Consider the following 18148-nt stretch of genomic DNA (forward strand, 5'->3'; position numbering starts at 1 on the left):
TGCATCCTTCCGGGAGAAGATCTTGCAGGATCGGGAGCATCTGAGGGACCCGGATCGCCTGAAGGACCCAGACCGTCTGAAGGATCCGGCGCGGCGCCACCCGGAGAAGGCGCACCGCCCGGACAACCCGATCCAGCGCAAGCCGGACTGGATCCGGGTCAAGGCGCCGGTTTCGCCCGCCTATAACGAGACCCGCAAGCTGATGCGGGAGCTCGACCTGACCACCGTCTGCGAAGAGGCGGGCTGCCCCAATATCGGCGAGTGCTGGGCGAAGAAGCACGCCACCGTGATGATCATGGGGGCAATCTGCACCCGGGCCTGCGCCTTCTGCAACGTGGCGACGGGCCGGCCCTTCGCGCTGGACCCGCTGGAGCCGGAGCATGTCGCCACCATGGTGGCGCATACCGGCCTGCAGCATGTGGTCATCACCTCCGTCGACCGCGACGACCTGGAGGATGGCGGCGCGGCCCATTTCGTCCGCACCATCGAGGCGGTGCGTCGCGAATCCCCGGACACGACGATCGAGATCCTGACGCCGGACTTCATGCGCAAGCCCGGTGCGCTGGAAAAGGTGGTGGCGGCACGGCCCGACGTGTTCAACCACAACCTGGAGACCGTGCCGCGGCTCTATCCGGCGATCCGTCCCGGGGCCCGCTATTTTCATTCCCTGCGCCTGCTGGCGCGGGTGAAGGAGCTCGATCCGGGCATGTTCACGAAGTCCGGCATCATGGTCGGCCTGGGCGAGGACAAGGGCGAGGTCGGCCAGGTGATGGACGACATGCGCAGCGCCGAGATCGATTTCATCACCATCGGCCAGTACCTGCAGCCGACGGCCAAGCATGCCGCCATCGATCGCTTCGTAACGCCGGAGGAGTTCGGCGCCTACGAGAAGTCCGCCTATGCCAAGGGCTTCCTGATGGTCTCCGCCTCGCCGCTGACCCGCTCCAGCCATCATGCGGGCGAGGATTTTGCCCGCCTTCGTGCCGCCCGCCAGGCACGTCTGGCCGCCGCCGCCGAGTAGACGCAAGAGCACGAGTTCGACCGCCGCCCATGCCTGTCCACAAGGAACGCCGCAGCCTGCCCTACAGGGCCGAGGACATGTTCGCCCTGGTGGCCGAGGTGGAGAAGTATCCGGAATTCCTGCCCTGGTGCGTCGGCGCGCGGGTCCGGCAGCGCCGCGAGGAGGAGGTCGTCGCGGACCTGCTGATCGGCTTCCGCATGTTCCGCGAACGCTTCACCTCACGGGTGCATCTCGACCGGCCGAACCTGCGCATCGACGTCGCCTATTCGGAAGGGCCGTTCCGCTTCCTGCGCAACCACTGGGATTTCATCGAGACCGGCCCGCGGGCCTGCGAGGTCGACTTCTTCGTGGAGTTCGAGTTCCGCAACCGGATCCTGCAGAAGGCGATCGAGAGCCTGTTCAGCGAGGCCGTGCGCCGCATGGTTCAGGCCTTCGAGGACCGGGCGGCGGACCTCTACGGTCCGGCCGGCGGCGAAGCCGGGCAGGCGGTTCCGGCGACCCAGGCGGGCACGAACAGCTGACCCGTTCGCCCACCATCTTCTGGCGGGGCCCCATCCCGGGGCAGGGCGTGGATCTGCCGCTCAGGCGGCGCTGCCCTCCACCCGGTTGCGGCCCAGCCTTTTGGCGACATAGAGCGCGTGGTCGGCACTGTCGATCGCGGTGTCCAGGTCGGTGCTCTGCGGCTTGAACTCCACGCAGCCGACGCTGACGGTCACGGTGATGCTCGCATCGCCATGCCGGGTCGCATTGTCGGCGACCTGGGCCCGCAGCCTTTCGCCGAACGCCCGTGCGTCGGCGTAGCGGCAGTTCGGCAGCAGGATGACGAATTCCTCGCCGCCGAACCGCGCGACGATGTCGGCCTCCCGCGACAGGGAGCGGATCAGCTGCGCGATGTTGCGGATCACCTCGTCGCCTGCGGCATGGCCGTAGGTGTCGTTGACCCGCTTGAAATGGTCGATGTCGATCATCAGCACCGACAGGTTCGTCCCGTCGCGGCGGGCGCGCGCGATCTCGTGCTCGGCCAGTTCCAGGAAGGCGCGCCGGTTGCGCAAGCCTGTAAGCGGGTCGAGGCTGGCCAGCCGCTCCAGCTCGCGGTTCTGCGTGGCCAGTTCCGCCGCCTGTTCCTGCGTGTCCTGCAGGCGCTCGGTCACGGCACCGATCCGGTGCAGCAGCGCACGCAGCGCCAGCGACAGGCTCACCACCTCGCGCGAGCCGGAGAGGCGGGGCAGGGTGCGCGGCGTGTCGCTGCCGATGCCGCGGGCCACCGCCGTCAGGGTGCTGAGCGGGCGTCCCAGCCGCTGCGCCGTCACGAAGGCGGCGATGACGCCGACCACGGCCAGCAGGGTGCCGATCAGCACCATGATCCGGTTGACCTCGTGCAGCGGGGCGTCGGCAACGGCGAGCGGGGTCGCGGCCATCACGATCCAGCCCAGCCCGTCCAGTTCGGCGAAACCGTGGGTCGGTGCATAGCCAACCAGCATCTTCTGCCCGTCCAGTTCCTCGATCATCCAGCCATGCTTGCCGCTGAGGGCCGACTGGACTGACCGCAGCCGGCCCAGCTCCTCGCCGAAGCCGCCGCCCAGGATCTGGCGGCCGGCTCGGTCGACGATCCGCAGGTCCGTCTGCAATTCCCTGCGGCGCGTGGTGAGCGCGGTATCGCGAAGGTCCCTGGCCCAGTCCCAGCTCAGATGCGCACCGACGATGCCGACCAGCGCGCCGTCCGGCCCCCGGACCGGGGCCGCCACATCGACCAGCCGCATCGGTTCGCCGTTCGGGCCCTGACCGGCCTTTTCCGGACCGCCATCGCCGCGGCCCAGGATGTCGGCGAGCAGCACCGCCTCATGGACATCGCCCAGATGCGGGCCGGCGCTGGCCGCGTCGAACCAGGGCCGCTCGGCAACCGAGGCGCCGCGCAGCACGCCGTCGCTGGCGGCCAGGACGGTGCCGTCCGGCCCCGCCATGCCGATCCAGGCATAAAGCGGATAGAGGTCCTGCAGGCTGTCGATCCAGGCCTGCGCCTGGCCGGACTGGCCCACCTCAAGCCGCACGAAGGGATCGGCGGAGGCCATGGCCACGACATCCTGGTAGCGCTCGAACAGGCCGTCGTCGAGACGGTCCGCCAGGTCGATCGCCACGCTTTCCATATGACCGCCGGCATTGCCGCGGATCGACGAGGTCAGGACGCTGGAGACGGTGATCAGGCAGGCGGCGAGGATCGCGACGAGGATCAGCGACACCACGACGCTGACCTGCAGCACCATCGGCACCCGGTCCAGATAGACCGAGAGCGGCCTCATGAACCAGAGACCCCGCATTCAGGGCCTCTTGCCGCGATGGTGGCAGGGCCGGGGGGACGGCCGCAACTGTCGTTGCCCGCCCTGCGCCGGCACCATTCGTCCCGCCATTCTCGTCTTCCGCTGCATGAAACTGATCTACTGCCATCGCCAGCAAATGGCCATCGATCGGAAGGCGCATCGGCTGTTCCCACCTTGGACAGACGGGAGATACGGCATTTCGCGCAAGGCATGGTGGCATTCGTGCAGACACATGCACTTGCGCGCCGCGGCAACAGGCAGGCTCAGCCGGATGCAGGGTCTGCGGCTTTCGCCAACCGCGAACGAAACGACACGACCTTCACGGTCCAGGCGGGGCGTCTGCGCGCCGCTGTCAGCCCCGCCTCAGACCGTCACCGGCTCCCGGGCGAGGCGCAGGGCCAGGGCCAGAGCGTCGGCGACCGTCGCGGCGCGGACCGCGTCGCGGCCGATCTCGCCATAGTCGCGCTGCAGGTGCAGGACCCGGCCCTCGGCCGCGGCGGCGATATGCACCCGCCCGACCGGCTTCTCCGCACTGCCGCCGCCAGGGCCGGCGATGCCGGTGCAGGCCAGGCTGAGTTCCGCCGGGGAGTTGGCGCAGGCGCCTTCCGCCATGGCGCGGGCGACGCTCTCGCTGACCGCACCGTCCCGCTCGATCAGCGAGGGCGGCACGCCGAGCATCCGGCTCTTGCTGCCATTGTCGTAGGTGACGAAGCCGCAGAGCACCACGTCGGAGGAGCCGGCGATTGCGGTAAGGCAGCCGGCGATCAGGCCGCCGGTGCAGCTTTCCGCGGTGGCGATGTGCCAGCCGCGCCCGCGGGCGGCGTCCAGCAGTTGCGCGGCGGCATCCCGCAGGGTCTGTTCGAACATCTGGCACTCCGCTGCCGTTTGGGGCTGCTGCCGGGGCGTGATGCACCCGGACGCACCCGCAAGCGAGCCTAGCCGTCCGTGTCGGGCAGGGCGATCGTGACCGCCGCCTGGGCAGCGATCCCTTCGCCCCGGCCCAGAAAGCCGAGCCGCTCCGTCGTCGTCGCCTTCACCGAGATCCGCCCCTCCGCCACGGCCAGCAACTGTGCAAGCCGCGCCCGCATCGCCTGGCGATGCGGGCCGATCCGCGGAGCTTCGCATATCAGGGTGACATCGGCATTGCAGAGCCGGCCGCCGCGGGCCGCGATGCGGTCCCGGGCATGTTCCAGGAACAGCGCGGAATCGGCGTTGCGGTAGCGGCCGTCGCTGGGCGGGAAATGCGCACCGATATCGCCCTCCGCAAGGGCGCCATAGATCGCGTCGCACAGCGCATGGATGCCGACATCGGCATCGGAATGGCCGGCAAGCCCGGTGGCGCCGGGAATCGTCACGCCGCAGAGCTGCAGCGGCCGCCGGGTGCCCGGGGTGGCGAAGCGGTGGACATCGAAGCCCTGGCCGACCCGGGGCGCCATCACGGCTGCCGTGGCGCACGACGGGGGAGGGGGCGCGTGCCGGCCCTCGGCGAGCGCCGCGGCCCGGGCCAGGTCGTTGCCGTCGGTGACCTTGAAATTGTCCTCCGCGCCCTGCACCAGGACGACGTCCAGGCCCGCCCATTCGGCGATCGCCGCGTCGTCGGTCGCCGCAAAGCCCGCGGCCTGCGCCTGCCGGTGCGCGGCGAGGATCTCGTCAAACCGGAAGCCCTGCGGCGTCTGTGCCCGCCACAGCCCGTCCCGGGATGGTCCCTGTGCGGCCAGCGGCAGCCCCGCCGGTCCCGTCCGGCCCAGCTTCAGCGTGTCGGGCACCGGCAGCGCGGCCAGGGCGCCCGGTGCCTGCTGCAGGGCCGCGACGACCCGGTCGATCATGTCGGCCGGCGGGAAGGGTCGCGCCGCATCGTGGATCAGCACCCGTTCCGGCGGCGCGGCGGCCATCGCGGCAAGACCGCGATGCACCGATTCCTGGCGTGTGGCACCGCCGGCGACCGGCGGCGGCAGGTCGAGGTCGCCGACCGCGGTACGATACAACGCCTCGTCGCCGGCGCTGATGACGACCTGCACCCGACGGATCGCGGGATGGTGCAGGAAGGCCCGGCAGGCATGCCAGAGGAGCGCACGGCCCGCGGCCGGGCGGTACTGCTTGGGCAGGCCGCCGCCGACCCGCAGGCCGCGCCCGGCAGCCACGATGAGGGCGTCGACGGTCACGGCCGCACGTTAGGCGCGGCGCTGCGTGTCGTCCATCGGCATGCGGCGGCGCGGTCTGCGGCCGCGGCGATACCGCACGCCGGCATGCCCGGATCAGGGCCCGGCGGCAGTCGCGCCGGTGCCGGTCGGCAGCGGCGGCGCATGGCTGCCCTGAATGCAACGCTTGCCCATACGCTGCACTGCACCTAATTTGCTGCGGCTGTGGGCAAAAACCTGTGAGTTTGCACAAATAATGACCATCGAAATTGGACCGTTCGCCCTGGCGGCGCCGGTCCTCCTGGCACCGATGTCCGGCATATCAGACCCGCCGTTCCGCCGCCTTGTCGGCCGCTTCGGCGCCGGGCTCGTCTATTCGGAGATGGTGGCCAGCCAGGGCATGGTCCGCCGCAGCCGCGAATCGCTGGAGAAAGCGTGCCAGGTGCCGTCGGATCGCCGGCAGGGGATGCCCTGGGCCGTGCAGCTCGCCGGCAACGAGCCGGCGGTGATGGCCGATGCCGCGCGGGCGGTTGCCGATTGCGGCGCGGACATCATCGACATCAACATGGGCTGTCCGGTGAAGAAGGTCACCAGGGGCCTTGCCGGGTCCGCGCTGATGCGGGACCTGCCGCTCGCCGGGGCGATCCTGCAGGCGGTCGCCGGTGCGGTGACGGTGCCGGTGACCCTGAAGATGCGCCTGGGCTGGGATGATGGCATGCGCAACGCGCCCGACCTGGCGCGCATCGCGGAGGATTGCGGCATCGCGCTGCTGACCGTCCACGGCCGCACCCGCTGCCAGCTGTTCGGCGGCCGCGCCGACTGGGCGGCGGTGGCGGCGGTGAAGGCGGCGGTCTCCCTGCCGGTTGTGGTGAATGGCGATATCGCCAGCCCGGCGCAGGCGCAGGCGGCTCTGGCGGCTTCGGGCGCCGACGGGGTGATGGTCGGCCGCGCAGCCTGCGGGCGGCCCTGGCTGTTGCGGGACATTGCCGACCGGCTGGCCGGCCGGGTGGCGCGCGCCGCGCCCGACGGCGCGATGCGGGAGGCGCTCATCCTGGAGCATTACGACGACATGCTGGCGTACTACGGAACGAGCCGCGGGGTACGGATCGCGCGCAAGCATCTCGGCTGGTGGCTGCAGGACCTGCCGGAGGGCGCCGCGCTGCACCGGGAGCTGAACCGTATGGACGATCCGCGGCAGGTGGTGGCGGCGCTGAGGCGGCATCTGGCGCCCTTGCACGAAGCGGTGGCCGCCTGATGGCAAGGGCGAAGGTCAAGGCATTCCCGGTGCACGACCGGGCGGAACCGAACGCCGTTCTGGCGGCCCTGCCGAATCCGATCCTGGTGGTTTCGGGGAGCGGGGAGATCCGGCTGGCCAATCCGGCGGCGGAGGAGTTCTTCGAATCCGGCGCCGCCGCGCTGGCCCGGCAGAACCTGAGCGACCTGGTGCCCTTCGGCAGCCCGATCCTGACGATGGTGGCCAAGGTGATCTCCGACGGCTACTCGATGTCCGAATATGGCGTGGTGATCGGTTCGCCGAAGCTGGGCGAGCGCCAGGTGAACCTGCAGCTCTCGCCGATCCCGGAAAGCCCCGGCCAGGTGGTGCTGCAGATCGAGCAGCTGAGCGTGGCGCAGAAGCTGGACCGGCAACTGACGCACCGCGGCGCGGCGCGGTCGGTCGTCGGCATCGCCGCGATGCTGGCGCATGAGGTGAAGAACCCGCTTTCGGGCATCCGCGGCGCGGCGCAGCTGCTGGAGCTGAGCGTCCCGGCGGAGGAACGCCACCTGACCAAGCTGATCTGCGACGAGGCGGACCGCATCGTCGGCCTGGTCGACCGGATGGAGGTGTTCTCCGACGAGCGCCCGGTCGAGAAGGGGCCGGTGAACATCCATGACGTGCTGGAGCATGTGCGCAAGGTCGCCCAGGCCGGATTCGCGCGGCGGGTGCGCTTCGTCGAGCGCTATGATCCGTCGCTGCCGCCGGTCCTGGGGGCGCGGGACCAGCTGATCCAGGTGTTCCTGAACCTGGTGAAGAACGCCGCCGAGGCGGTGCCCGAGGACAAGGGGGAGATCACCCTGTCGACCGCCTATCGTCATGGCCTGCGCCTGTCGGTTCCGGGCAGCCGGGAGCGCCTGCGCTTGCCCTTGCAGGTCTGTGTCACCGATAACGGCCCCGGCGTGCCGGAGGACCTGCTGCCATACCTGTTCGATCCGTTCGTGACCACCAAGCGTCAGGGCAGCGGGCTCGGCCTTGCCATGGTCGCCAAGGTGATCGGCGATCATGGCGGCGTCATCGAATGCGACAGCCGGCCGCGGCGGACGCGGTTCGAGGTGAACCTGCCGCTCTACGAGGGCGGCGGGGGCGGCGGCGAAGCGCCACGCCGGGGCCGCGGCGCCGGCCCCGCGGCGGCTGCAGGCGGCAGACTGCCGTCCGAGCGGCGGTCGCGGCGGCGCCGCTGATGCGCGGCCCGGCGGAACGAACGAACAACAAGCAGGCGGCGCCGGCGCGGCGACACGCCAGTGCGCTGGGGGAGGCAGAGAGACTGGGATGAAGGGAACGATCCTCGTCGCCGACGACGACCGCTCGATCCGGACGGTGCTGGACCAGGCGCTCGGCCGGGCCGGCTATGACGTCCGCTCGACCGGCCATGCCGCCACCCTGTGGCACTGGGTGGAAGAGGCGCAGGGCGACCTGGTGATCACCGACGTGGTGATGCCGGACGAGAACGGGCTCGACCTGCTGCCGCGGATCAAGCGGCTGCGTCCCGACCTGCCGATCATCGTGATGAGCGCGCAGAACACCCTGATGACCGCGGTGAAGGCCACCGAGCGCGGCGCCTACGAGTATCTGCCGAAGCCCTTCGATTTGAAGGAGCTGCTGCAGGTCGTGCACCGGGCGATGTCCGCGCCCCATCGCCGCTCCGCGGTGGAGGAAAGCAGCCCGGCGCAGCCGGACGAGGAAGAGCATCTGCCGCTGATCGGCCGCTCGGCCGCCATGCAGGAGATCTACCGGGTCCTGGCGCGGCTGATGGGCACCGACCTGACGGTGATGATCTCCGGCGAATCCGGCACCGGCAAGGAGTTGGTTGCCCGGGCGCTGCACGAATACGGGCAGCGCCGCAGCGGGCCCTTCGTGGCGATCAACATGGCGGCGATCCCGCGCGAGCTGATCGAGAGCGAGCTGTTCGGGCACGAGAAGGGCGCCTTCACCGGCGCCAGCGCCCGCGCCACCGGCCGTTTCGAGCAGGCGGAGGCCGGCACCCTGTTCCTGGACGAGATCGGCGACATGCCGATGGAGGCGCAGACCCGGCTGCTGCGCGTCCTGCAGGAAGGCGAGTACACCACCGTCGGCGGCCGGGTGCCGATCCGCACCGATGTCCGGATCATCGCCGCCACCAACCGCGATCTGCGCCAGCTGATCCACCAGGGCCTGTTCCGGGAGGACCTGTACTACCGCCTGAATGTGGTGCCGCTGCGCCTGCCGCCGCTGCGGGAGCGCACCGAGGACATTCCCGACCTGGTGCGCCATTTCCTGGGCGCTGCGGAGGCGGAGGGGCTGCCGGCCAAGTCGATCACGCCGGAAGCGCTGGAACTGATGAAGGCGCATCGCTGGCCGGGCAATGTGCGCGAGCTGGAGAACCTGGTCCGGCGGCTGGCCGCCCTGTACGCGGACGACGTGATCGATCGCGAGGTGATCGAACGGGAGCTGGGCGAGCCGCCGCCGCTGGTGCCCGGCGACGAGGCTTCGGAGCCGGCCAACCTCAGCGCCACGGTGGAGCGGCACCTGTCGCGCTATTTCGGTGCCCATGGCGATGCCCTGCCGCCGAACGGCCTCTACGACCGGATCCTGCGGGAGGTGGAGCGGCCGCTGATCTCCGTGAGCCTGGCGGCCACCCGGGGCAACCAGATCAAGGCGGCACAGCTGCTCGGCCTGAACAGGAACACCCTGCGCAAGAAGATCCGAGATCTGGAGATCGAGGTGGTGCGCGGCGTCAAATAGGCCCCGCCATCGCCGCCGGTGGGAAAAAGCGGCTGTACCGCCTGCGATTTGATGATGTAATTTCGCCACAGCCTGTGTAACATGTGATCCACGGGCAACAGTCGTGGTACGGCAGAGCGGTGCCGAGTTGACGCATATCCCAATCGTTTCCCATGGGATTCCCTATGGAATTCCATGCATCGGACCGGTCGCGCGGGGCGCGGTCGCGGCTGCTGCAGAACTGCGTCGAAACGGCAACAAGCCGTGACCGCGGATTCCGCCCCGGCGCGCGGCAGCGTCTTTGCTCCCGTTCTGGCCCTGATGCGCTGGGCCCGCCGCACCGGCATCGCCGGCAAGCTGGCGATCCTGCTGTCGGTCGCGGCAGTCGCCTCTGGCACAGCGACAGTGATCGAGCTGACCCAGGGCACCGGGCCGACCGCCCAGCCCAGCCTGTTCTGGATCCTGCTGCTGGTCGATTTCTTCCTGCTGCTGGCGCTGACCGCGGTGATCACCTGGCGCCTGGTGGCGATCTGGGTGGCGCGGCGGCGCGGCTCCGCCGGCTGGAAGCTGCATGCCCGGCTGGTGGCGGTGTTCGCCGCCGCGGCCCTGATGCCGGCGATCCTGATGGCGGTCTTCTCCATCCTGTTCGTGCGGGTGGGGATCGAGACCTGGTTCGGCCAGCAGGTCAGCCAGGCGGTCAACGAATCGGTCGCGGTGGCGGAGGCCTATATCCAGGAGCACCTGAAGGTGATCCAGGCCGATACCCTGGCGATGGCGGCCGACCTGAACCGGGATGCGCCGGCGCTGTCGCGCAACAAGGCGCTGTTCGACTCTGTGCTGACCACCCAGGTCCGCCTGCGGGCGCTGGCCGAGGCGGTGGTCTTCTCCGGTTCCGGCCGGCCGATCGCACAATCCAACCTGTCCTTCGTGATGGCGTTCGAGAATGCCCCCGAATGGGCCCTGGAGAAGGCGCGCGAAGGCGAGGTGGTGGTGCTGACCTCGCCGACGGAGGACCGGGTGCGGGCCCTGGTGCGGCTGGAGAACTTCATCGACGCCTATCTCTATGTCGGCCGCTTCGTCGATCCGCGGGTGCTGGCCCATGTCGCCAAGGCGCAGGCGGCGGCCCGGCAGTACGAATTGCTGGAGCAGCAGAACTCGCGCATCGAGTTCGCCTTCATCGGCGCCGTGCTGGTGGTCGCGCTGCTGGTCTTCCTGGCGGCCGTCTGGGTCGGACTGTTCATCGCCAGCCGGATGGCGCGGCCGATCGGCGAGCTGGTCGGGGCGGCGGAACGGGTGCGCCAGGGCGACCTGACCGCGCGGGTGATGCCCGGCGCGGAGGACGACGAGATGGGCGCGCTGGGCCGTGCCTTCAACCGCATGACCCAGCAGCTTGCCGGCCAGAGGGCCGAGCTGGTGGAGGCCTACAATCAGATCGACGAGCGGCGGCGCTTCACCGAGACGGTGCTGGCCGATGTATCCGCCGGGATCATCGGCACCGATGCGCAGGGCCATATCACCCTGCCGAACGAGCGCGCCAGCGACCTGCTGGGCCGCCAGCCGGAGGAGCTGATGGGGCAGTCGCTGGCCGCCGTAGTGCCCGAGTTCGCGGCGCTGTTCCACGACGCCACCGCAGGCAGCGCCCGCGACCTGTACCGGCAGATCGTGGTCGCCGGGACAGGGCGCAGCCTGACCCTGCATGTCCGGGTCACCCGGCAGGAGCGCAGCGGCTCGGTGACCGGCTATGTCATCACCTTCGACGATGTGACCGAGCTGATGGCGGCGCAGCGCACGGCGGCCTGGGCCGATGTCGCGCGCCGCATCGCGCACGAGATCAAGAACCCGCTGACCCCGATCCAGCTCTCCGCGGAGCGGCTGCGGCGCAAGTACCGGCGCTACGTGTCGGAGGATCCGGACGTTTTCGAACGCTGCATCGACACCATCGTGCGGCAGGTCGGCGATATCGGTCGCATGGTCGACGAGTTCTCCAGCTTTGCGCGGATGCCGGCGCCGACCTTCCGCGACGAGGACCTGTCAGAGATCGTCCGCCAGTCGGTGTTCCTGCAGCAGGTGGCGCATGGCGATATCGGCTACCGGGTCGACGGGGCGGATGCCTTGCACGGCTTCCTGCTGCGCTGCGACGGCCGGCAGCTGTCGCAGGTGATGACCAACCTGCTGCAGAACGCCGCCGATGCGATCCACGGCCGGGCGGACCCGGCGGAAGGCGCGCTGCCGCGCGGCGAGATCAAGGTGACGCTGCTGCGCACGGCAGAGGCGGTCCATGTCGCAGTGCGTGACAACGGAATCGGCCTGCCGCAGCAGGATCGCGACCGGCTGACCGAGCCCTACGTGACCCACAAGCAGAAGGGCACGGGACTGGGCCTGGCGATCGTGAAGAAGGTGATGGAGGAGCATGGCGGCGCGCTGCACCTGGAGGAGCCGGCCGACGGCGGCCCCGGTGCGGTGGTGACCCTCAGCTTCCCGCTGGACCGGCTGAAGGAATCGGAGGACAGCATGGACAAGTCAGGAGAACTGCAGGCGGCAAATGGCTAAGGACATCCTTATCGTCGATGACGAGGCCGACATCCGCGACCTGGTCGCCGGGATCCTGGAGGACGAGGGTTTCGAGCCCCGCCTGGCCGGTACCGCGCGCGAGGCGCTGGATGCGGTGGAACAGCGCCGTCCCACGATGGCCATCCTGGACATCTGGCTGCAGGGCAGCGACATGGACGGGCTGGAGGTGCTGGAGCGGCTGAAGGCGATCCATCCGGAAATGCCGGTCATCGTCATATCCGGGCACGGCAATATCGAGACGGCTGTGGCGGCCATCAAGTACGGCGCCTACGACTATCTGGAGAAGCCGTTCAACGCCGACCGGCTGATCATCCAGGTGACCCGGGCGATCGAGGCGGCCGTCCTGAAGCGCGAGAATGCGGAGCTGCGGCAGCGCGCGGGCGGCGAGTTGGACCTTGTGGGGCGTTCCACGGCGATGAACGCGGTCCGCCAGGCGATCGAGCGGGTGGCGCCCACCAACAGCCGGGTCCTGGTTTCCGGTCCGCCCGGATCGGGCAAGGAGCTGGTGGCACGGATGCTCCACCTGCGCTCGCGCCGGGCGGACGGGCCGTTCGTCGTGCTGAACGCGGCCTCCATGGCGCCGGAGCGCATGGAGGCGGAGCTGTTTGGCATCGAGGAGGGCGCGCCCGGTGCCGAGACCGGGCGCCGGGTCGGCACCTTCGAGCAGGCGCATGGCGGCACCCTGTTCATCGACGAGGTCGCCGACATGCCGAAGGAGACGCAGGCGAAGATCCTGCGGGTCCTGGTGGACCAGACCTTCGAGCGGGTCGGCGGTCGCGCCCGGGTCCAGGTCGACGTGCGGGTCGTGAGCGCGACCTCGCGCGACCTGGCCGGCGAAATCGAGGAGGGCCGCTTCCGCGAGGACCTGTTCCATCGCCTGAACGTGGTGCCGCTGCGGGTGCCGTCCTTGTCGGAGCGGCGGGAAGACATCCCCGCGCTGGTCGACTATTTCATGGCGCGGGAGGCGGAGGCGCAGGGCCTGCTGCGGCGGCGGGTGGCGGAGGACGCGATGGCCGCCCTGCAGACCGCGGAATGGCCTGGCAATGTGCGCGAACTGCGCAACCTGGTCGCCCGGCTGATCATCCTGGCGCCCGGCGACCCGAATACGCCGATCCGCAGCGACATGCTGCCGTCCGACATCTCCGCCTCGGCACCGGCGATCAGCCGCGCCGGCGGCAACGAGGAGATCATGGCCCTGTCGCTGCGCGACGCGCGGCGGATCTTCGAGCGCGAATACCTGACCGCGCAGATCACCCGCTTCGGCGGCAATATCTCCAAGACCGCCGCCTTCGTCGGCATGGAGCGGTCCGCCCTGCACCGCAAGCTCAACGCGCTGGGGGTCAACACCCTGGACAAGTCGACGCAGCGCGCCTGAACGGCGCGGCCGCCGCCTGGACGCAGGCTTATCTTGCCGCCTCGCCGGGTTCATAGTGCGGGCGCCGCGCCGCGGGTGGCATCGCGGGCGACAGGCATCACGGTGGGGGCCGCTACGGCCCGCGGAGAGGTCGAGCGATGAAGATCATCATCTGTGGCGCGGGCATGGTCGGCTCCAACATCGCCAAGCAGCTTGCGCGCGAGGGCAATGACGTCACCGTCATCGACCGCACGCCGGAGCTGATCCAGCGGATCTCCGACAGCATCGACGTGAAGGGCCTGGTCGGCATGGCCTCCTATCCGGACACCCTGGAGCGGGCCGGGGCGCAGGACTGCGACATGCTGATCGCCGTAACCTTCGCCGACGAGGTGAACATGGTCGCCTGCCAGGTCGCCCATTCGCTGTTCCACGTGCCGACGAAGATCGCCCGGGTGCGCGCACAGGCCTATCTGAACCCGGAATGGTCGGACCTGTTCTCCACCGACCATCTGCCGATCGACGTCATCATCTCCCCGGAAGTCGAGGTGGCGCGCGCGATCATGCGGCGCCTTGAGGTGCCCGGCGCACTGGACATGATCCCCTTCGCCGACGGCCGGGTGCGCACGATCGGCGTGCGGCTGGGAGAGGACTGCCCGGTGGTGCACACCCCCCTGCGGCAGCTGACGGACCTGTTCCCGGACCTGAAGGCGGTGGTCTGCGGCATCGTGCGCAACGACAAGCTGGTGGTGCCGCATGGCGACGACCAGCTGTTCCCGGGCGACGAGATCTATTTCATCGCCGATACCCAGCAGGTGCAGCGCGCCATGGGCCTGTTCGGCCATGAGGAGAAGGAGGCGCGCCGCCTGATCATTGTCGGCGCCGGCAATATCGGCCTGTTCCTGGCGCGGCAGATGGAGCAGACCCATCCCGGCGTGCGGATCAAGCTGATCGAGCGCGACCTGGCGCATGCCGAGGCCGCTGCCGACCGGCTGCACCATTCCGTGGTGCTGCACGGCGACGCGCTGGACCGCGAGCTGCTGGACGAGGCGAACATCTCCGGCACCGAGGCGATCGTGGCGCTGACCAACGACGACCAGGTGAACATACTGGCCTCCCTGCTGGCCAAGCGCGCCGGCTGCCAGCGCGCGGTGGCGCTGGTGAACAACGAGGATTATCGCGGCCTGATCACCTCTTTGGGGATCGACGTGGTGGTCAATCCGCGCGGCACCACGGTGTCGACGATCCTGCAATATGTCCGGCGCGGCCGGATCCGGCAGGTCTATTCCCTGCGCGACGGCACCGCAGAGATCATCGAGGCGGAGGCGCTGAAGACCTCCGGCCTGGTCGGCAAGAACCTGCGGGAGATGGACATTCCCGACGGCATCATCGTCGGCGCCATCGTCCGCGGGGGCGAGGTCGTCCTGCCGCGCGGCGATACCGTGATCGAGGCGGGCGACCGGGTGATCATGTTCGCGATGTCGGAGATGGTGCGCCACGTGGAGAAGATGTTCGCGGTGCGCCTGGAATATTTCTGATAAGAAACGCAAAAAGCGCCGCCGGGAGGGAATCATCGTCCGCACAGCAGGAGAAGACGCATGTCCCGCATCGCCTATGTGAACGGCCGCTACCTGCCGCATTGCGACGGCATGGTGCATATCGAGGATCGCGGCTACCAGTTCGCCGACGGGGTGTATGAGGTGACCGCCGTGCGCAACGGCCGCATGGTCGATTCCGACATGCACCTGGAGCGCCTGGAACGCTCCCTGTCCGAACTGCGGATCCCGATGCCGATGAGCCCGCGGGCGGTCCTGGCGGTGATGGAAGAGACGGCGCGCCGCAACCGGGTGCGCGACGGCATCGTCTATACCCAGGTGACCCGCGGCGTGGCCCGGCGCGACCATGCCTTTCCGAAGGCCGCGAAGCCGGCGGTCGTGATGACGGCGAAGAGCATGGATTTCGACGGCATCGCCCGGAAGGCCGGCGAGGGGGTGAAGGTCGTGTCGGTGCGCGATATCCGCTGGGACCGGTGCGACATCAAGTCCGTCTCCCTGCTGCCGAACTGCCTGGCCAAGCAGGAAGCCAAGGATCGCGGCGCCTTCGAGGCCTGGATGGTGGACGACGAGGGCTATGTGACGGAGGGCAGCTCCACCAATGCCTGGATCGTCGACGCCGACGGCAGGATCGTCACCCGGGAGGTCAGCCCGAACATCCTGAACGGCATCACGCGGCGCGCGCTGCTGCAGCTTGCCGCGGATGCAGGGACGGAGATCGTGGAGCGGCGCTTCACCCTGGAGGAGGCGATGGCCGCACGCGAGGCGTTCCTGACCTCGACCACCTCTTTCGTCATGCCGGTGGTGGAGATCGACGGCCGGCCGGTGGGCAACGGGGCACCGGGCATGCTGACAGAGCGCCTGCGGCAGAGCTATGTGGAGCATGCCACCGCGGTCTGAGCGGGTGTGCGTATCTGCATACCCCCGAAATCCGCGAAAACTGTGTCTTGCCGCAGCGCAACATGATGGCTATCTCTGATTGTGAGGGCCGTGCGGGGGTGCATGGACCTCCGTGACACACAACTTGCGAAGCCGAAAAATCGGCCGCCAATAAGAAAGGTCAGCCATGCCTGCTGATAAGGCGCAGAATGTCCAGGACGTGTTCCTGAACCACGTCCGGAAGAACAAGACGCCGGTTACCGTCTTCCTCATCAACGGGGTCAAGTTGCAGGGGGTGATCAGCTGGTTCGACAACTTCTCCGTCCTGCTTCGTCGTGACGGACATGTCCAGCTCGTCTACAAGCACGCCATCTCCACCGTGATGCCGTCCGGGCCGATCCAGCTGTTCGACCCGGCCAGCCACGACGCTGCGGCGAGCTGAGGCAGGCGATCGGATTGTTCCCTCCCGCGACAGACGGCGAAGCCGCGCGCGGTCGCGCGGCCGGGCAGGGCCCGGCCGCGGAACAGTCGGACCCGCGCCGGCCGGCAGGCGCAGGCGGGGGCCAGCGAGCCTATGTCGTTCATCCGGTGCTCCCCGCCGGCCGGGATTCCGGCGGCGCGGAGCGCGGGGCGGGCGACCGGGCCTTTCGGGCGGATGTCCCTGCTGAATCGGTGTCCCGCGAGCCCGAGCAGGGGCTGGAGGAGGCCATCGGGCTGGCGCGGGCGATCGGCCTGCATGTCGTGATGGGCGAGGTCCTGCCGCTGCGCAAGCCGCGGCCGCAGACCCTTCTGGGCGGCGGCCAGGTCGCCCACCTGGCGCAACAGGTCGAGACGCTGGAGATCGCCCTGGTGATCGTTGACGGCCCGCTGACGCCGGGCCAGCAGCGCAATCTCGAAACCGCCCTGGGCTGCAAGGTCATCGACCGCACCGGACTGATCCTGGAGATCTTCGGCGCGCGCGCCCGCACGCGTGAAGGCCGGCTCCAGGTGGAGCTTGCGCATCTGACCTATCAGCGCTCGCGCCTGGTCCGGTCCTGGACCCACCTGGAACGCCAGCGCGGCGGTGCCGGCTTCCTGGGCGGGCCGGGCGAGCGGCAGCTCGAGATCGACCGCCGGCTGATCGACGAGCGGATCGCGCGGATCAAGCTGGAGCTGACCGATGTCGTGCGCACACGCACCCTGCATCGCGAGAGCCGGGAGCGCGTGCCCTATCCGATCGTGGCGCTGGTAGGCTACACGAACGCCGGCAAGTCGACCCTGTTCAACCGCCTCACCCGCGCCGAGGTGAAGGCCGCCGACATGCTGTTCGCGACCCTCGATCCGACGATGCGCGCGATCGAGCTGCCGGGTGGCCGCACCGCGATCATCTCCGATACGGTCGGCTTCATCTCCAACCTTCCGACCCAGCTGGTCGCCGCCTTCCGCGCCACCCTGGAGGAGGTGCTGGCCGCCGACGTGCTGCTGCACGTGCGGGATGCCAGCGCCCCCGATACGGCGGCCCAGGCCGCCGATGTCGCCTCCGTCCTGGAGGAACTGGGCGTGACCCGCGGTGAGGTCCCGATCGTGGAGGCGATGAACAAGGTCGACCGCCTGACCCCCGAGCAGCGGGCGCGCCTCGCCGACGGGCCGGCCGGTGCCGGTATCGGCGGCGAAGGGATCGCGGCGCGCGTCGTGGTTTCGGCGCTGACCGGGGAGGGGATCGAGGCGCTGCTGCAGCTGCTCTCGGAGCAGATCGGCCGCGACCTGCAGAGCTACGAGATCGAGCTGCCGCCGGAGGATGGCGCGGCCCTGTCCTGGCTCTACCGGCATGGCGAGGTGGTCGCCCGCAGCGATACCGAATCCGGCCGGGTGGCGGTGACCGTGCGCCTGCGTCCGGCGGATCATGGCCGGTTCCTCAAGCTGCATGGCGGCCAAGGTGGCCCGGAGAGCGGCCAGGGGGGCGGCCCGGGGCAGGGGCGGTAGCCACCGCACCGGTTGACAGCCTGCAACCCGGTTCTTATCACCGCCACGACCAACGGAGCCCAACCGCAAGGAGAGTGGCACCATGAAGCTGCGGCCATTGCATGACCGGGTCCTCGTCCGCCGGGTGGCGAGCGAGGCGAAGACCGCTGGCGGGATCATCATTCCCGAGAGCGCGCAGGAGAAGCCGCAGGAGGGCGAGGTGATCGCCGTGGGCGCCGGGGCCCGTGCCGAGGACGGGCGCCTGCTGCCGCTGGACGTGAAGAAGGGCGACCGGGTGCTGTTCGGCAAATGGTCCGGCACCGAGATCAAGGTCGGTGGCGAGGAACTGCTGATCATGAAGGAAGCCGATATCATGGGCGTGGTCGGCTGAGCGCCGGGCCGG

The 18148-nt window shown here is 69.6% G+C and carries 15 protein-coding genes; 12 read left to right on the forward strand and 3 right to left on the reverse strand.

Annotated elements, in window-relative coordinates; all coding sequences use genetic code 11:
• The first annotated feature begins 76 nt into the window (after nt 1-76).
• On the forward strand, nt 77-1021 hold the full coding sequence (gene lipA / locus ACFOGJ_RS01650; protein ID WP_449288565.1) for a lipoyl synthase: 945 nt from the start codon (nt 77-79) through the stop codon (nt 1019-1021).
• Nucleotides 1022-1050: 29 nt separating this feature from the next.
• Nucleotides 1051-1542: a type II toxin-antitoxin system RatA family toxin gene (locus ACFOGJ_RS01655; protein WP_379897657.1), complete on the forward strand. Its 492-nt coding sequence runs from the start codon at nt 1051-1053 to the stop codon at nt 1540-1542.
• Between the two features lie 60 nt (nt 1543-1602).
• Here ACFOGJ_RS01655 and ACFOGJ_RS01660 read toward each other — a convergent pair whose 3' ends face one another.
• From ACFOGJ_RS01660 to ACFOGJ_RS01670, 3 genes are all read right to left on the reverse strand, one after another.
• Complete coding sequence (locus ACFOGJ_RS01660) at nt 1603-3318, reverse strand: sensor domain-containing diguanylate cyclase (RefSeq protein WP_379897658.1); 1716 nt, start codon at nt 3316-3318, stop codon at nt 1603-1605.
• Between the two features lie 381 nt (nt 3319-3699).
• The gene (locus tag ACFOGJ_RS01665; RefSeq protein ID WP_379897659.1) at nt 3700-4203 is read right to left on the reverse strand and encodes a CinA family protein; all 504 of its coding nucleotides are present in this window, start codon (nt 4201-4203) and stop codon (nt 3700-3702) included.
• 68 nt (nt 4204-4271) lie between these two features.
• Nucleotides 4272-5498 (reverse strand): bifunctional 2-C-methyl-D-erythritol 4-phosphate cytidylyltransferase/2-C-methyl-D-erythritol 2,4-cyclodiphosphate synthase, encoded by a 1227-nt coding sequence (locus ACFOGJ_RS01670; protein WP_379897660.1) that lies wholly within the window; start codon nt 5496-5498, stop codon nt 4272-4274.
• A gap of 232 nt (nt 5499-5730) precedes the next feature.
• On the opposite strand from ACFOGJ_RS01670, the gene dusB reads away from it, so the two are divergent.
• The 10 genes from dusB to ACFOGJ_RS01720 all read left to right on the forward strand — a co-directional run bounded on the left by dusB (nt 5731) and on the right by ACFOGJ_RS01720 (nt 18136).
• On the forward strand, nt 5731-6729 hold the full coding sequence (gene dusB, locus ACFOGJ_RS01675) for a tRNA dihydrouridine synthase DusB (RefSeq protein WP_379897661.1): 999 nt from the start codon (nt 5731-5733) through the stop codon (nt 6727-6729).
• The gene (locus ACFOGJ_RS01680; RefSeq protein ID WP_379897663.1) at nt 6729-7931 is read left to right on the forward strand and encodes a two-component system sensor histidine kinase NtrB; all 1203 of its coding nucleotides are present in this window, start codon (nt 6729-6731) and stop codon (nt 7929-7931) included. Before dusB ends, ACFOGJ_RS01680 begins: the two co-directional genes overlap by 1 nt.
• A gap of 88 nt (nt 7932-8019) precedes the next feature.
• Nucleotides 8020-9471, forward strand: a complete 1452-nt coding sequence (gene ntrC, locus ACFOGJ_RS01685; protein WP_379897664.1) for a nitrogen regulation protein NR(I) — start codon at nt 8020-8022, stop codon at nt 9469-9471.
• Between the two features lie 243 nt (nt 9472-9714).
• Nucleotides 9715-12000, forward strand: a complete 2286-nt coding sequence (locus ACFOGJ_RS01690) for a sensor histidine kinase NtrY-like (RefSeq protein ID WP_379897665.1) — start codon at nt 9715-9717, stop codon at nt 11998-12000.
• Entirely contained in the window at nt 11993-13396 is a 1404-nt protein-coding gene (gene ntrX / locus ACFOGJ_RS01695; RefSeq protein ID WP_379897667.1) for a nitrogen assimilation response regulator NtrX, read from the forward strand. Before ACFOGJ_RS01690 ends, ntrX begins: the two co-directional genes overlap by 8 nt.
• Nucleotides 13397-13533: 137 nt before the next feature.
• Nucleotides 13534-14910, forward strand: coding sequence for a Trk system potassium transporter TrkA (trkA, locus tag ACFOGJ_RS01700; protein WP_379897668.1), 1377 nt, complete (start codon nt 13534-13536; stop codon nt 14908-14910).
• A gap of 60 nt (nt 14911-14970) precedes the next feature.
• Nucleotides 14971-15825 carry a D-amino-acid transaminase gene (locus tag ACFOGJ_RS01705; RefSeq protein WP_379897669.1) on the forward strand — a complete coding sequence of 285 codons (855 nt, stop codon included), beginning with the start codon at nt 14971-14973 and terminating at the stop codon, nt 15823-15825.
• 166 nt (nt 15826-15991) lie between these two features.
• Entirely contained in the window at nt 15992-16246 is a 255-nt protein-coding gene (hfq, locus tag ACFOGJ_RS01710) for an RNA chaperone Hfq (protein WP_379897670.1), read from the forward strand.
• Nucleotides 16247-16476: 230 nt separating this feature from the next.
• The gene (hflX, locus tag ACFOGJ_RS01715; protein ID WP_379897672.1) at nt 16477-17766 is read left to right on the forward strand and encodes a GTPase HflX; all 1290 of its coding nucleotides are present in this window, start codon (nt 16477-16479) and stop codon (nt 17764-17766) included.
• 82 nt (nt 17767-17848) lie between these two features.
• On the forward strand, nt 17849-18136 hold the full coding sequence (locus ACFOGJ_RS01720; RefSeq protein WP_379897673.1) for a co-chaperone GroES: 288 nt from the start codon (nt 17849-17851) through the stop codon (nt 18134-18136).
• The last annotated feature ends 12 nt before the right edge of the window (nt 18137-18148 follow it).

This window comes from Marinibaculum pumilum (genome assembly GCF_042646425.1).
In the GTDB taxonomy this organism is placed as follows: Bacteria; Pseudomonadota; Alphaproteobacteria; order Ferrovibrionales; family Ferrovibrionaceae; genus Marinibaculum; species Marinibaculum pumilum.